The sequence below is a fragment of the Arenibacter sp. F26102 genome (assembly GCF_023015865.1).
Lineage (GTDB): Bacteria > Bacteroidota > Bacteroidia > Flavobacteriales > Flavobacteriaceae > Arenibacter.
In genome coordinates, this window is record NZ_JALKBC010000026.1 from 1 (window position 1) to 16,868 (window position 16,868).

Sequence of the window (16,868 nt, forward strand, 5' to 3'; positions counted from 1 at the left end):
ACAGAAAATTTCAGTAATTTTATCCTTGGAAATCATAAGCGGAAAGTTGGTTAAATATTTGAATTTCAGATACTTAAATATACCTAATTTTCCGCTATTTCTATTGTAAAAACCTTACTTTCTTACGTCGAATTCAGGTTGCTAAACATTTTCAAAAGTACAAATTGCAAAGAAGGAGAATGAACGAACGTCTTAATATCATTGCAAAGGATGCGGGGATAGAAGGTGAATTTACGACCTATTATATCCGTCATTCATGGGCAACGATTGCCAAGTTTATGGGAATATCAACAGAGATAATTAGTGAAGGATTGAGCCATGACTCTTTTACGGAAAACCGAAGTATATTTGGAAAGCTTTACCAACCATATCCTGGACGAGGCCAATATGATGGCGGCTTGTTGAATTAGCCTATTAAAAAACTCCAATATTTTTAAACAAAATATCCCAACTGAAGTAAATGGGAATTAATAAAAATGGTTTATCGAAATTTAGAAATCATAATCTAACAAGCAATACTGTCTACTCCAAAATGTGACTTAATCCACGCTATAAAATCAAAGTATTTTAAAGATTTTGTCTCAAATTTATCCTTCTCGATATTCTCCATTTTAGGAAGAATAAATTTCCATAAAGATTGATTTTTAGGGACAGAATTTGAATCGGGATCGGCCAGGAGGACTTTAAGTACTAGTTTTTCTAATTTTGTCAATTTTATTTTATTATTTATAGCTCTTTTAAAGGCTCTTAATTCATATTCCAGATAATCTAATTGCTTTCGCTCATAGATAATAATCAGTGCTATGAATTTAGCCGTCTTAAATGTGGTTATGGAGTAATTAGGTTTTGTGTTAAAAAATATTTGACTTATATAGTTATAGGATTTTTTTAAGTCATTGGCCTGGAAGTAGGTCAGCGAAATATTTAAAAGGAGTTCACATTGTAGTGAGGCGCTCACAAATGGTATTGAGTCTATTATTTCGTTGTTGACAATGTCTATGTATTCTATAGATTCATTTAAATTTTGATTCTTTAAAAGAAAAACAAGCCTATAATTTATATAGTTTAATTTCACAGATCGGCAAAAGTGTTCAGGGTAATCACTATTGTCCAATAAATTCAATTTGTTTAGATAATATGGTATTTCACTGTGCCCATTAATCGATCTTAAGCTGTTCAATATTCCTTCTAGGGTGGATAAATAATCGATTGGTGGGTAGCCCCAAAACTTCTTGTTGTTTTCGAATAGGTCGTTCAGCTCTTTAAATATTTTAAGTGCCAACTTATTATTTCCAATATTGGTAAAATAATAGGATTGAAATAAAAGATGGACTGATTGTGATTCGAAACTTTTTCGCAAACCTAAAGTCATTAGACTTAGTTCACTTAGGACAAGGTCGTCCAATTTTTTTTTTTCATTTTCACTAAAAACTCCCCCTTTAATGGTTAATCTGTGCTGCAAAAGCTCGTATAAGGAATGGTGTTCATTTATTTGTCTTAGCATTTTAAGACTATTTTTTGCTTTGTTGTGTATCGAAATCAGGTGTTTTTCGTCTACCTCCCCTAGACCTAGAGCTTTTAGGTAATTTATTTCTAATCTGGAGCTAAGGTAGCCCAAACCATGATCTTGGAGGTCTTCAGAAATTGATTGAATCTTTTTAATTTTTCTATATCCTTCTTTAGGTAATGATCGCTCAAATAATACATCTGCCCTCATTAATTCTTGATAGGATTGAAATTGCGGATTGTGTTCCGATTTAATGCCGACCAAAGTATCCAAGATGTTCTTCATTAAGTATTGGCATGAATTGTTAAAAGATTTATTAGGATGAAGCACGTGAAACTCCTCTATTAACGCTTTCCAGTCCACTGTTGATTTAGAGTTAATTAAATAAAATAGGTCATAATATGACTTTTTGCCTCCTTGTTTTTTGCAATTTAAAGCAAAGGCCCTTTTTTCACCCGAAGACATGGATTTGATAATTTGATGAAGGTTTTTTTTCATAATTGATAAATTTTGGAGGATAATTTTGCCACTATTGATACTTGATAATTAATATTATAAACTAAAAAGTATTATGTAAAAAGCTGAATAAGAGATAAATAAATACATTATACTTCAACTTTTAAAGTTTAAGATTAAATATAGGGCCAATTTTTGGTAATATGTTTTTCAATTCAAATATTATGTTTGGTAAAAATTAGATCAATTTATTATTGATAATTAAAAAATTTATGACAAAAGTTGCTAAAATAATGGTAATCGGAAGTTCTAACATGGATATGGTAATTCAGACGCATCATATTCCGGTACCGGGAGAAACTGTTTTGGGAGGTGGTTTTTTTATGGCCCCAGGTGGAAAAGGAGCTAATCAGGCTGTTGCCGTTGCGCGTTTGGGAGGGGATGTTTGTTTTGTTTCAAAGATTGGAGATGACATTTTTGGAAAACAATCTATTCAGGCTTTTGAGGAGGAGGGTATAGATACCATTGGCCTAATACCTGATGAGAGCAATCCATCAGGGGTGGCCTTGATAACGGTAGATGACCAGGGTGAAAATAGTATAGTGGTAGCTCCGGGCGCCAATTCCAATTTGTTGTGCAAAGACCTTGAAAGGGTCTTCAGGGAATCGGTAGTAGATGTTCAAATTGTGCTTATTCAATTGGAGATACCCTTAGAAGCTGTAAAGTGTGCAGCGAAATTAGCCAAAGAACGAAATATTAAGGTGATTTTGAATCCGGCCCCTGCAAATAAAGATACCAGTAGTTTATTTGGTTTGATAGATATTTTGACACCAAATGCAAGTGAAGCCGAAATTTTAACGGGGGTTGAAGTGAAAGACCTTGATAGTGCAAAAATTGCTGCTCGGCACATTTATGATCAAGGGGTGAAGAATGTGATTATTACCGTGGGCAAGTTGGGAGCGATCATAGTCGAAGATAATGGTAGAACCACACATGTGCCTGCTTCCAAAGTGGATGCCGTAGATACGACGGGTGCGGGAGATGCTTTTAACGGAGCCCTGGCGGTTGGATTGTCCGAAGGGAAATCCTTGCAGGAATCGGTAGAATTTGCATGTTCCGCAGCGGCTATTACAGTTACTAGGATGGGGGCTCAATCTTCCATGCCATTTCGTAAAGAATTAGTACTTAAGTTTTTAGAATAATATAAATCTAAATCGTAAAATATGTTTGTTGTAGAAAATTATACCATTGCAGTTGTGTTTTGCCTTATAACTATGTTGTGTTGGGGTTCATGGGCAAATACCCAAAAATTGGTTCAGGGCAAATGGAGATTCGAATTGTTTTATTGGGATTATTGTATTGGCATATTTCTATTTTCAATAATAGCCGCATTTACTATGGGCAGTTACGGTGAAAATGGAAGGTCATTTCTGGAAGACATTGTTCAAGTAGATAACGCTAACATAATAAGTGCCTTTGTAGGAGGTGTTATTTTTAATTTGGCCAATATTTTATTAACGGCCGCTATAGCGGGGGCAGGAATGGCTGTTGCATTTCCGATAGGAATAGGGATTGCTTTGATTTTAGGAGTATTGTTCAATTATTTATTAATGGACAAAGGCAATCCCGAGTTAATTTTTCTGGGCGTATTTTTAGTGATTATTGCCATCGTATTAAATGCTTTGGCGTATAGTAAAACAGCCAAATCCAAAGGAGGAGCTAGTCTTAAATGGATTATAGTTTCAATTGTGGCGGGTGTTCTAATGTCGCTCTTTTATCCATTTGTCGCTTCTGGTATGGACTTGGATAATTTTATAGCTCCAGCACAGGGAAAAATGACTCCCTACACTGCTATGGTCGTATTTTCTGGAGGTATACTGTTGAGCAACGTAATATTTAATTCCATCTTAATGAAACGACCTCTGCAAGGTGAGCCGGTAAGTTATAAGAGCTATTTCAGCGGTAGGGCCAATCTCCATATTGTAGGCGTTATTGGCGGAAGCATTTGGGCTCTTGGAAATCTTTTTAACCTTATTGCTGCCGGTTTGGCAGGACCAGCCATCTCTTATGGACTTGGGCAGGGTGCAACCTTGGTTGCTGCCTTATGGGGGGTTTTCGTATGGAAAGAATTTAAAGGAAGTCCGAAGGTTGTTGGATATCTGATTTTTGCAATGTTTTTATGTTTTGTATTAGGTCTTGCTTCGATCATTGTTGCAGGACGTGACTTCTAGCACTATTTGTTGTAGGTGTTGGGTGTTTAACCTTATGAAGGAATGAAAAAAAGGTGTTTATTTTTTATTCACTACTTATTGGGGATGCAACTACGAAATCTAAGAAAAAACTTATCCCGTGGTGGGTTTAATCTCTAATAGTAGCTACCCCTTACCAAACTTTAACCAAAAAAACTAATCTATCAAATTTGAACTTATGAAAAAATTGTTGTTTTTATTTTGTATTGTCCAATCAGGGTTTTTGACTGCTCAGTTGACTATGTCTACTAGGTTGTTAGACATTGGTATATCTGCCTTAAGTGAAAAAAGTTTAAAAGGGGTTAGCCAAGATTTTGTAGTTACCGGTCAGGTAACGGATAATGAGGGTTTACCTTTAGGGGGTGCCAACATTCTTGAGAAAGGTACTTCAAATGGTATTCAGACAGATTTTGATGGTAATTTCACTATTACTGTGAGTGGTCCGAATGCTGTTCTCGTGGTTTCCTATATAGGTTTTGCTCAGAAGGAAATACCGGTGGGCAATCAAACTACAATGGTAATTAATCTGGAGGAAAGCGCCTCTGGGTTGGATGAGGTTGTAGTTGTTGGTTATGGAAGCCAAAGAAAGGGTAGTATAACAGGGTCAATTTCTACCATAAAATCTGAAGAACTAGTAAGAGCTCCAATAGCAAGTGTTTCTAACTTGTTGGCAGGTCAGTTGCCCGGATTGAAATCCATACAATTAAGTGGGCAGCCTGGTGCAGATGCGGCTGGACTAAGCATTCGTGGTTTTGGAAGCCCTTTGGTAATTGTTGATGGAGTTGAAACTTCATTTAATAATATTGATGCCAACCAAATTGAGTCAATTTCAATTTTAAAGGATGGTTCTGCATCTATTTACGGTTCTAGGGCAGGAAATGGCGTGTTGTTGGTGACAACGAAAAGAGGTAAATTAGGAAAGCCGGTAATTACACTTAATTCCTCCTTAACATACCAGGGGGTTACCAGAACGCCTAAACCGGTAAGTTCTGGGCAGTATTCGGAAATGGCTCGAGAACAATGGATCCAATCTGGGAATCCAGAAGCTACCGCACCTTATACATTGGATGAAATTGATAAGTTTTATAACGGTACGGATCCACAGTATCCCAATACCAATTGGTATGATGTCTTGACCCGAGATTGGGCACCGCAATACCTGCATAATATTTCTGTTAGAGGGGGGAGTGAAAAAATTAAATACTTCGGTTTAATAGGCTTTTTAGACCAGGAAACGATGTGGGTCAAAAGTGATGGTAATTATAAAAGATATAATTTTCAATCAAATATAGATGCTGAAATCACTGAAGATTTGTCTCTAAGATTGGATATTTCAGGTAAGGTTGAAGATCGTAATTTTACAGCGCGAGATTGGTCTACGGATATATGGGGCGATTTTTGGTTGACTTCACCAACAGTTCCCGCCAGTTTTCCCGATGCTACAAAAATCCCGAACACACATGTAACGGCAGGAATAGCACCAGCAAGTATAAGTACTAATCGTGATATTTGGGGGTATAGGGATTCCGATGATTTTAATTTTAACGGGACCTTGTCATTAGATTATAAGATTCCGTTTGTAAAAGGTCTTTCGGCAAAGACATTCGTTAATTATCTTAGAAATGACGGAATTGAAAAGTTCTTTAATAAGAGTTTCGAAACATATGATTATGATTATGCCTCAGATGCGTATACTATTGGTGCAGTTAGAAGTAATCCGGAACTCAGTATTCGAAATGGTAATAACAGAACTATAACAAGTCAGACGTCATTAAATTATGCAACAACAATTAATGAATCCCATAGCGTTTCTGCTTTGGCAATGTATGAGGAGATAGATGTAAAAAGTCAATGGACAAGGGCGAGAAGAGACGGATTTTTAACGAATGAAATTGACCAATTATTTGCAGGAAGTACAGAGAATATGATTGGTGATGGTGCTGGGGCGGAAATGGGACGCCAAAGTTTTATAGGAAGAGTAACTTATGGATATAAGAATAAGTATTTATTAGAAAGCGCAATTAGAGCTGATGCATCTGCTAAATTTTCTGAGGTCAATAGGTGGGGTTATTTTCCAAGTGTTTCGCTAGGTTGGGTTGTCTCGGAAGAAAACTTCATTAAAGAAGACTCTTTTTTAAACCAATTAAAACTAAGAGCCAGTTATGGTGAGTCAGGAAATGATAACGTAGGTAATTTCCAATATTTGTCAGGATATAGATTTGATGATACCTATATTTTTCAAGGAACCTCAGTTGAGCAAGGTTTAATATCTACAGGATTGGCAAACCCCAATTTAACATGGGAAAAGCTTTCGATCTACAATGTAGGGGTAGATTTTCAACTATTTAACAGTAAACTGTATGGGGAGTTAGAAGGCTTCTATAGGCAAAGAGCAGGGATTCCAGCAACCAAAAATTCTACTCTCCCAACTAGTTTTGGGGCAAATTTACCTCAAGAAAATATTAATAGCCAAAATAATCGAGGTGTTGAATTATTGTTGGGAACAAGAGGGCACTCTAAGGATTTTTCATGGGATGTAATGGGTACGCTATCTTGGTCAAGATCTAAGTGGGATCATTTTGAAGAGCCTGAGTACACCGATCCAGACCAGAAAAGAATTGACCAAAAATCAGGTCAATGGACAGATCGTATATTTGGGTATCAATCAGATGGATTATTTACTTCTCAAGAAGAAATTGAGGCTCTGGAATTTGATCAAGACCAAGTAGGTAATGTCTCGCTTAGACCAGGAGATGTTAAGTATGTTGATACTAATGATGACGGAGTATTGGATTGGAAGGATAGGGTACTAATTGCGGATGGAGGATTCTTGCCTCATTGGATCTTAGGTTTTAATGTAAATCTAAAATACAAACAGTTTGATTTTTCTGCCTTTTTTCAAGGAGGGTTTAATAGTTATGCAAATGTAAACCTAAACACAAAAGACCAAGTTTCTCCAGCTGCGAGGTATGAGTTGAGGTGGACAGAAGAAAATAACAATCCAAATGCTTTAGAACCAAGACTTGGAGGGTCCCCTTTAAACGATGCAAGTTCTGACTATAGGATTAAATCCGCCAGTTATTTAAGACTTAAATCTTTGAGTATTGGCTATAATGTGCCAACTGAATGGGCTCAGAAATCAAGTTTCTCTAAAATCCGTTTGTATATAGCCGGAACAAATCTTTTCACATTTGATAAATTAAAAGATTTCAATGTTGATCCAGAATTGCCGTCAGGTAGTGCAGGATTGTACTATCCGCAACAGAGAACTTTATCTGTAGGTGTAAATGTTTCGTTATAATAAAACTAATATCATTAAAAATTACTCTAATGAAAAATAATAATATAAAAACTATATACATATGTATGTTATGTGTATTCGGACTATCATCTTGTGTTAAAGACGTGTTGGATAAGGTGCCGTTGGATTCAATTACGGATGCCGCAGTATGGAATGATGAAGTGCTTGTAGATGCTTATTTAACAGAGCAATGGGCAAATACCTATATATTGGTTAATGAAGTTAATGCGAATCAAATAACGAATGGAAAGGGTTGGTTTCCAATTACATACCCTAATAAGTTAGGAGCGGAAACAAGGCATAACTGGGGCGGAAATGTCAATAAATTTAGAAATGGAGGACTCGATATAAATGGAGGAATATTTGAATGGTGGGAGCCTTCATATAAAATTATTAGAGCCTTAAATGAGTTAATTGAGCGCCTGCCTTCATCTAGTTTTCCTTCAGAATTCATTAATGAAAAAATGGCAGACGCAAGGTTTTTAAGAGCATACAACTATTTCGCAATGGTAAAACGTTATGGGGGCGTGCCTTTGATTATCAGGTTGCAAAGTATCGATGACCCTGAAGAAGAATTGTTCCCGACCAGGAATAAAGAACAGGAAGTTTATGATTTTGTCCTATCGGAAATGGATGATATAATTAATGACCTTCCGCAAAATAAAGCTATGGCCAAATATGGTAAACCAACAAAATATACCGCATTGGCATTAAAAAGTAGGGCGGCGCTATATGCAGGGAGTATTTCCCAGTTTGGAGACGTTAATTTAGATGGAGTTGTTGGAATAGACGCGGGTTTAAGTGATGATTATTATAAAAAAGCCTATGATGCGGCTCAACTAATAATAGATAGTCAAGAGTTTGCCTTATACGATCAGGATAGTGATAAAGCAATGAATTTTAGAAAAATCTTTCTGGATAAAAATAACTCAGAAGTAATAATGGCTGTAATTCACGATGGCATCAATTCCCAGCAAGGTGGAAATGGATGGGGATGGGATTTTATTGAAACGCCACAACCTAACGGTGTGGGAGCAGGTAATGCAGATGGAGTTTATTTGGATATTGTTGAAGAGTTTGAATATATAGATGGAAGCCCCGGTGAATTGGATAAATCCCCAATAACCAGTGGTTTATGGACAACCGAAGATTTATGGAAAGATAAAGATCCTCGATTCTTTGCTTCAATTTATACTCAGAATACGTCATGGAAAGGTCAAAAGTTGCAAATGAACCGTGGGATAAGAGCATCGGACGGTAGTTTGGTCAATAATGGTACTTATAATTCAATCCCAGCAATAGGCATAAACCAAAGACCCAATGGAATTGGGTTTGGAATGTTAAAATTCCTTGATGAGGATCATGATAATACTATCGGTTGGGGGACTTCTGAAACAGATTGGTTGGTTTTTCGCTATGGTGAGGTTTTGTTAAATTATGCAGAAGCAGCTTTTGAATTAGGAAGAGTGGATGATGCATTGGATGCCGTAAATCTAATTAGGGAAAGAGCTGGGGTAGCAGATTTAACAGCAATAGACCGAGATAAAATACGGCATGAGAGAAAAGTAGAATTACTTTTTGAAGGTCATAGATACTGGGATGTTAGACGATGGAGAACAGCTGTAAGTGAACTCTCCAATAACGAGTCCGGACTGCGTTATATTCTAGATTATGACTCTGGGAAATTTGAATTGGAGATTTTGGATAAAGTACATGGAACAGTAAATGAGCCTAAATTTTTTAAACAAAACTACTATTTACCAATTAACCGGAATAGAATAGCAAACAATCCAAACTTGGTAGAAAACCCAGGTTATGAACTATAGCCGTGTTTTCCAGGATGAATTAAAATTTTTACGGACAAATTTTAAACGAAGATCAACAAAATGCTATTTCGTCAAATACACGTTTTACTGTTAGTTTTATTTATTAGTACAGATTTAATAGGACAAACTGGCTTAGCTTATACCTATTTGGATAGTAAGGGTAAACAGTTTGTTCCTAGAGGATTTGTTATGAATACTGAGGATGGTATAGGGGATATAATTTTTTCGGATGAAGATTATCTTAGGGCAGCACGCTTAGGGGCTAATTTTCAGGTTATAAGATTAAATATGTCCAAATTAGGCGCTTGGCCCGGTCACCAGGTCGATACGACGTACTATGAAAAACTAGACCGTTTAATTGAACTAGGAGCGAAGTATGGTATGAAAACGGGATTTAAGATGACCGTGTACGGAATAAAAGGCTTCGGGGATAATCACTGGAGAGATTTATGGTTAAATAAAAACAATGAGCAGGGATTACTGTCAAAAGCGTGGCATGTGCTATGGGAAAGATATAAGGATCATGATTCCCTTTATGCCTATGATTTGTTGAATGAACCTCAGAGGGGAAATTTGGATATTTCGTACGATGCTTTGCAACGTGATAAGTTAGTTCCGTTATATCGTAAATTGATTGATGAACTTCAAGAGGTTGACCGCAAAAAATGGGCCTTTTTTCAGCCTCTATTAATGGAAAAAAATCCTGATCGGGCAAAATTGCCCATTCCTTTTTATGAAATGAATATTCCGATAGAGAGAAGCAAAGTAATGTTTGCCCCTCATATTTACCAATTAGATTTAGAAAAAATCCAACCATGGTTGGATAGATATCAAAAAGAGGCAAAGCTTTCAAAAGTGCCCTTGTTTTTGGGTGAATGGGGGTCGGCTACTTATGACCAAACGGATATCGACCTTTTAGAGCAACAGCGGTATGCCAGAGCATATATAAAAACGGCCAAAATAGCAGATTCATTAGGTGTTGGGATGATTAAGGCCTGGTTTCTGGGATCCCGTTGGAAAGGAACTAACCCAATAGGCAAATTTACATGGGCTATATTTAAAGACAAGGAGGTTGTAGGTACAGCAGAGCGTAGGTATATTACCGATATAATTGCTAGACCCTACCCCTCTATAATAGCGGGCAAACTTTATGACTTTGATTACAATTATGCTCAAAGAGAATTGAAGTTTAATTTCCGATACAATAGTAATAAAGGAGCAAGTGAAGTTTTTATTGGAGCTAATAGACATTATCCCGATGGCTTTACAATTTCTCTGAATAATGGAGAATGGGTCGCCTTTTATGACCCGATTGAGTCCAAGGATTTGAAAATACTTACATCTACCTTTAATAACGGAGTTAAAATCAACTGGGATGAGCGTTTGCAAAAACTAATTATCCAGCAATTGCCCAAAGATAAGGAAGAGTATGCAGTTACTATTTCTCCCGGTATAAACAACTAAAAATTTGGGAATGAAAAAAAGAATATTTAGTGCAACAAATAGAAAAAAGAGTTTTCGCGTATGGTTTATGATACTTATCCTATCTGCTTTCTCTTGTAAAAAAGAGACGTTTCAGGGTGACAAGGAGGGACAGGGCAATGGTGAATTTATTCCTGATTTCACACAAAGGTCATTGGGAACTATGACTGCCTTCTGGCGAACTGGGATGATGACCGGAGGAAAAGATCAGATTACACCTTGGCATCTCTATAAAAACCCAGTAGCTTATCTTGATGAAACAGATTTTCCTTATAACTATAGTAGGTATGATCTTGACCCTAATGAACCTTTTGTCCTGCATGCCGATGTCTTCTCTTACGTTAGATTTCTAAGCAGTGGAGAAGATGATACCTATGATCTTGCCGAGCGTGTGGATGGCCAGGTAATGTTGAGGAAGAGTGAGGTTGCCAAACGTTTTGCGGCTACAGAGGCATCAGGAGTGGTGAAGAACTATATCATCGTATTGGATAATATTCCTTTTTGTTTTCCTAATCCTGAAGATGTAAGGGTAGAAACCTACGGACAAACCTCATTGCCGGCAGATATGGACGAATGGCAATCCTTCATAACTGAATTATGTAAAGAAATTAAACTGGTCTTAGGTGATGAAAAGGCTAATAAACTGAGTTTTAGATTGGGTACAGAGGCGCATAATGGGGAAAGGTTTCGTTATAGTGATCCTCAAGTGATGCTTGATTTTTATAAGATAACGGCACAAGCTGTAAAATCGGTAATACCTGAGGCTAAGTTTGGACCTTATAATACGCATACACCTTGGCGTGCAGAAACACAGGTACTCAAGTTTAATGATCTAATAAACTTTTGTAAAGAGAATAACCTTCCCTTAGATTTTGTGAGTTTTAGCTGGTATGTACAAGGTAGTGATGCTCTTACCGAACCCTCGGGTTTTCTTGATTTTTTAAGCAGTGCAGAGTCTGCTGAGCCTGCATTAAGCAATGTCCCCAAAAATTATCAGGAATTTGGAGCTTTGGGCGTGAATGGAAATCAGTACGTAAGACCTTCAAGTGACAACGCGGCGGCTATGTTCAACATGCTGATGGAGTCAAAAGCCGGTGGTTTTACAGATACGTATCATTGGCCAGTGGTAGCAAATATATCACAATCGCCCGAGGCAAGCGTCCTCAATGGCTTAGGTTGGATGTTTCAGGCCTTAGATCATACCATTGGGGGAGATTCTTACTTATTGAACACAGAAGTAGAAGGCAATTCTAAATCAAGGGTAAAAGCTCTGGGTGCTTTCAAATGTGACAATGGAAATAGCTACCTTATCGTTTCGTCTTTTAATACCGACATCAATAAAAAAGCGGGAGAAACTGTGAGGGTAATGATACCTAAACAGCATAAGAATTATGTAAAATCAGACCCTATAGCCAAAGCGGCCTCTCTGGATAGATTGACCTGTCCACTATTGGCAATCCGGAACGACTTGGCGAATGCCAATATGCTGAATGCCGATTATAAAAATAGACTTAATGTCACCACGTATTTTCCAGTTCATTATGTATTGGTAGCTAAAAGCGTTATTAATCGTGAGCAAGCCAACGATTTTATTAGCACTAACCAGCAGAGATATATGGATTTATGTAAGAGTTCACTCGTTTTAAAGGATAAAGGAGTGGAAATCGAGGAAATGAAAGATGGTCTTGTATATGAATTGTCTATCAAGGCAAATTCAATATCGGTTATTAAGCTGTAATGGTGCTGAATTAATTAATAAGAATGTTAAACTAAAAAAATAACAATGAAAAATAAGTGTTATTCCCCATATGTCTTGCTCTTAAGCTTGTTGCTGATTATATCCGGCTCTGCCTGTAAAGAAAAAACCGACAAACCTACAGAAGACAAAAACCCAATCGTTCCGGTAATTTTTGACACTGATATTAGTGGCGACTATGATGACGTGGGGGCTATGGGAATGTTACATGCATTAGCGGATAAGGGAGAGATAGAAATATTGGGAACAGTTGCCTCCAATTTAAGCCCATTGGTCGCTCCAACAATCGAGGTAATCAATACGTATTTCGGAAGACCGGATATACCTGTAGGGGCACTAAAAACCTCGGGTGTATATCAAGATTCAAGAGAATTGCATTGGCCAGATTCACTCATGGTAAATTTTCCCCACACCTACAAATCCAATGATGATGCTCCTGATGCCGTTAAAGTATATAGAAGAATTTTGGCAGAACAACCGGATTCTTCAGTTACTATTGTTACTGTGGGATTCTTATCAAATTTAAAAAACCTGTTACAGTCCAAACCTGATACATTCTCTCCTTTAAATGGGAAAGATTTGGTGGAGAAAAAAGTAAAGCACTGGGTTGCAATGGCAGGAAAATTTCCTTCTGGTAAAGAGGTAAATGTAAAAAGAGATTCCCTAGCCTCATATTATGCCATTAGTAATTGGCCAACTCCTATCGTTTTTAGTGGTTTTGAAATTGGAAATAAAGTCTTAACGGGTCTTAGATTAATTAAAGAAGGTCCTGAAGACAGTCCTATTCGCATGGCATATGCCATTAGTATCCCTAAAAGACCATACGATAAATTTGGAAGAATGAGCTGGGATCAAACGGCATTGTTGGTGGCTGCAAGGGGATTTGATCCTTATTATACGTATAAAACGGGTCGTTTTATTCCAAGTGAGGACGGTAGTAACTCTTGGGAAGATGACCCTCAAGGCGACCATAAATATCTCGTAGAAAAAATGCCGGCTGATTCTGTGGCACAGGTCATAGAAAATTTAATGATGCATAAACCAATGCCTTAATGAGGTTGACTTTTATAATTTTTCAGATATTTATTATAGCACCTGTACTAGTGTTGGGACAGCAAGAAGTTCTCTTGGAAAACAAACAACCTAATATAGTGTTTATAATGGCTGATGATTTAGGGTGGGCAGATTTACCTATTTATGGAAATGGTTTCAATGAATCTCCTAATATTGATCAATTGGCAAAAGAGGGTATGCGATTTACAAATGCCTATACCGCTGGAGCCGTGTGTTCTCCAACAAGAGCAAGTATAATGACGGGACAATATCCGGCAAGAAATGGGATTATTGATTTTATTCCTGGTCATTGGCGCCCAAATGAAAAGCTAATTGTTCCTGTTAATAGAACTCAATATTTACCTCAGGAGATGACGTGCATTGCAGAATCACTTAAAGAACAAGGGTATGAAACAGGTTATTTTGGCAAGTGGCATTTAGGGTTTCTTGATGAGCAACATCCAAATCAACACGGTTTTGATCAAGCGAGTACGGCTAATGGAAAATTTTACAATCTGGAATTTAAACCACCTAAGCCCAATGTAGCTTCAAGTAATCGTTTTTCTGAAATAATAACTGATTACGGCCTCGATTTTATCAATAAAAATAAAGACCAACCATTTTTCCTCTTTTTATCCCACTTCGATGTACATGTGCAGTTGGATGCGGATATAGCCTTAATTAATAAATATAAAAAAAAGGAAAAAGCAAAAGGCTACCCTTCTAATGCCATATATGCGGCAATGGTTGAACACTTGGATATTAGTGTGGGTAGAATTATGGACAGGTTAAAAGAATTAAATATAGATGAAAATACCCTATTTGTGTTTTATTCGGATAATGGTGGCCTTAATAAAAGATACGACAAGGCTCCACTTGTGGCCAATGATAAGCAAAACATTTATACGAATGATTCCTTGCTTTATATTGCTTCCTCGAACAAGCCGTTGAGGGGTGAGAAAGGAAACCTTTATGAAGGCGGTATTAGAGTTCCGCTTATTGTGAAATGGCCCAAAAATGTTAAACAAGGTGTAGATAGTGATGAGTTGATCACAAGTGTTGATTTTTTTCCAACCTTTCTTGATATTACGGGGGCAAATCAACCAGAAAATCAGGTTTTGGACGGGAAATCTATCCTGCCGGAATTGTTGGGCTATTCGTATGATTCTAGACGCTCTCTTTTCTGGCATTATCCTGTTTATCACCATGGTGTACCTGCAAGTGCTGTGCGAAAAGGGAATTGGAAATTGATTGAATTTTTAGATGATCATCACGTAGAGTTATATGACTTACACGCTGACATTGGGGAGAAAACTGATCTTTCTCTGGTAAACACCTCAAAAACTAAGGAGTTGAAAAGCCTATTGAATCATTGGCGCATGGATGTTGCTGCACCAATGCCCATGCCCAATCCTTCTTTTGATGAATCACTGAGAGGAACTTGGGGGATTCATCCTCATTTGTATAATATGGTGAAATATAAAATTCGTAAACCGAAGTAATTCGGGTCAAAACAAAACTTGTTAAAAAATCTATTGAAAATGAAGCGTCCTTGGTCTAATTTACTTGTTATAGCATTGCTTGTAATATCCTTGTCATGTGCTGAAAAAAACAACCAAAAGGATATTCCCGTAAGGCCAAATATCGTATTCATTTTAGCTGATGATTTAGGATATATGGATATAGGTTCCTATGCTGAGCAGATGACAAAGGTTAAGCCTCAATCTCAATTTTACGAAACCCCTAATTTAAATAAGCTAATACATGATGGGGTGTCATTTTCTCAAGCTTATGCTGCACCACTTTGTTCTCCTACCAGATCTTCCATATTAACAGGAATTTACGCCTCTAAATGGGGGTTTAGCACAGCTACCCCTGGAGGGGCAAGATCTTTTTATACGAAAGGAGAACTACCTCCAGAAGGTTTTCATGAACAAGATGTAATGCATGGGGATGATTTTAAATTAGAAAAAGCATTGACCAATGGGTATACACGAATAGCCCTGCCTTCCGGACAACCGCAAGATTATGGTGAAGATGCCATTACCATTGCAGAATCTCTTGAGGATTATACTTCTGCATTTATAGGTAAATGGCACCTTGGTGGACATGGATCTGAAGGTTATCAGCCGCACGATCAGGGATTTGAAGAGTTGAGTTATTTCGATGCAGGCGGTTCTGTTTATTATGATTGGAAAGAAACTTGGGAAAGAACAAGCAAAATATTTCCTAAAATGCGTCAAAAAGAACTCGTAAGAGGGAAGGTTAATGGGGTGGTACATGAAGGTGAGTACCTTACGGATAACTTGACCCAAGAAGCAATAAATTATATTGACTCCTATGGAAAAGGGGCAAAAGAGAAACCATTCTTATTATATTTCAACGAGTTTGCTGTGCATAGTCCGCTTCAAGCTCCAGATGAAGATATTGATTATTTCAAAACTAAAAAAACGAAAGGATGGAATGGACATCACAATTCAACCTATGCGGCCATGGTTAGACATTTAGATCAATCTGTTGGAAGAATTGTGGAAAAGTTGCGAAGTGCGGACTTGCTGGACAATACGTTAATTGTTTTTATGTCTGATAATGGGGGTGTTTCATGGGATGCTGGAAAAAATAAGGTAGCAACAACCTCTAATTCCCCGTTAAAAGGAGGTAAGGCTATGGTGTATGAAGGAGGCATACGTGTGCCGTTGACTTTTTATTGGAAAGATAAAATTCAAGGAGGAAAATGGATCGATCGCCCAGTAGACTGTGTAGATTTATATCCAACCTTACTCCATATAGCCGGATATACCCCGGACCACCCTATAGATGGACAAAGTATAAGCTCCTTACTTTCGGATGATTTTTCGGGTGAATATACGAGAGATACCTATTATTGGCATTACCCCTTGAATGTTGGCGTGTTAAGTCCCATTGACAGTTTGCAATTAACCCCACATTCTGCTATTAGAAAAGGGGATTTCAAACTTATTTTTGATTGGTATGGACGTTTAAGCCTTTATAATATAAAAGAGGATATTGAAGAGAACAATAATCTTTATGATGCCATGCCAGATAAAACGGAAGAACTTTTTAAGGCACTGATCACTTACCTAGAAGACCATGTAGATAAACGTTATTGGCCAACGTTAAATGCGGATTATAATCCTGAGGAAGAAAAAAGAAATACAAAGTATATCGACTTGTATGCTAAGTATAAAGCAGAAGGGTATGTCACGAAGTAATGATA

General features: G+C 37.3%; 11 protein-coding genes. 10 read left to right on the top strand and 1 reads right to left on the bottom strand.

Translation table 11 applies throughout. The annotated features are described in order from the left end of the window. Nucleotides 1–164: 164 nt before the first annotated feature. Nucleotides 165–410, top strand: coding sequence for a hypothetical protein (locus MWU78_RS21415; protein WP_247001704.1), 246 nt, complete (start codon nt 165–167; stop codon nt 408–410). A 95-nt stretch (nt 411–505) separates the two neighbouring features. Here MWU78_RS21415 and MWU78_RS21420 read toward each other — a convergent pair whose 3' ends face one another. Then, the gene (locus MWU78_RS21420; RefSeq protein WP_247001707.1) at nt 506–2,005 is read right to left on the bottom strand and encodes a hypothetical protein; all 1,500 of its coding nucleotides are present in this window, start codon (nt 2,003–2,005) and stop codon (nt 506–508) included. Between the two features lie 230 nt (nt 2,006–2,235). Between MWU78_RS21420 and rbsK the strand changes: the two genes are divergently transcribed. The 9 genes from rbsK (at nt 2,236) to MWU78_RS21465 (ending at nt 16,863) form a co-directional block, all read left to right on the top strand. Continuing rightward, nucleotides 2,236–3,165 (top strand): ribokinase, encoded by a 930-nt coding sequence (rbsK, locus tag MWU78_RS21425; RefSeq protein WP_247001709.1) that lies wholly within the window; start codon nt 2,236–2,238, stop codon nt 3,163–3,165. A 21-nt stretch (nt 3,166–3,186) separates the two neighbouring features. Continuing rightward, nucleotides 3,187–4,194 (top strand): GRP family sugar transporter, encoded by a 1,008-nt coding sequence (locus MWU78_RS21430; protein ID WP_247001711.1) that lies wholly within the window; start codon nt 3,187–3,189, stop codon nt 4,192–4,194. 196 nt (nt 4,195–4,390) lie between these two features. After that, nucleotides 4,391–7,513, top strand: coding sequence for a TonB-dependent receptor (locus MWU78_RS21435; protein ID WP_247001713.1), 3,123 nt, complete (start codon nt 4,391–4,393; stop codon nt 7,511–7,513). 29 nt (nt 7,514–7,542) lie between these two features. Continuing rightward, complete coding sequence (locus MWU78_RS21440; protein WP_247001716.1) at nt 7,543–9,339, top strand: RagB/SusD family nutrient uptake outer membrane protein; 1,797 nt, start codon at nt 7,543–7,545, stop codon at nt 9,337–9,339. 60 nt (nt 9,340–9,399) lie between these two features. Then, nucleotides 9,400–10,803, top strand: a complete 1,404-nt coding sequence (locus MWU78_RS21445; RefSeq protein WP_247001718.1) for a cellulase family glycosylhydrolase — start codon at nt 9,400–9,402, stop codon at nt 10,801–10,803. A gap of 10 nt (nt 10,804–10,813) precedes the next feature. Continuing rightward, nucleotides 10,814–12,559, top strand: a complete 1,746-nt coding sequence (locus tag MWU78_RS21450) for a hypothetical protein (RefSeq protein ID WP_247001720.1) — start codon at nt 10,814–10,816, stop codon at nt 12,557–12,559. A gap of 45 nt (nt 12,560–12,604) precedes the next feature. Next, nucleotides 12,605–13,630: a nucleoside hydrolase gene (locus MWU78_RS21455; protein WP_247001722.1), complete on the top strand. Its 1,026-nt coding sequence runs from the start codon at nt 12,605–12,607 to the stop codon at nt 13,628–13,630. Beyond that, on the top strand, nt 13,630–15,132 hold the full coding sequence (locus tag MWU78_RS21460) for a sulfatase (RefSeq protein WP_247001724.1): 1,503 nt from the start codon (nt 13,630–13,632) through the stop codon (nt 15,130–15,132). The genes MWU78_RS21455 and MWU78_RS21460 overlap by 1 nt, the downstream gene beginning before the upstream one ends. A 39-nt stretch (nt 15,133–15,171) precedes the next feature. After that, nucleotides 15,172–16,863 carry a sulfatase gene (locus tag MWU78_RS21465; RefSeq protein WP_247001726.1) on the top strand — a complete coding sequence of 564 codons (1,692 nt, stop codon included), beginning with the start codon at nt 15,172–15,174 and terminating at the stop codon, nt 16,861–16,863. Nucleotides 16,864–16,868: the final 5 nt, after the last annotated feature.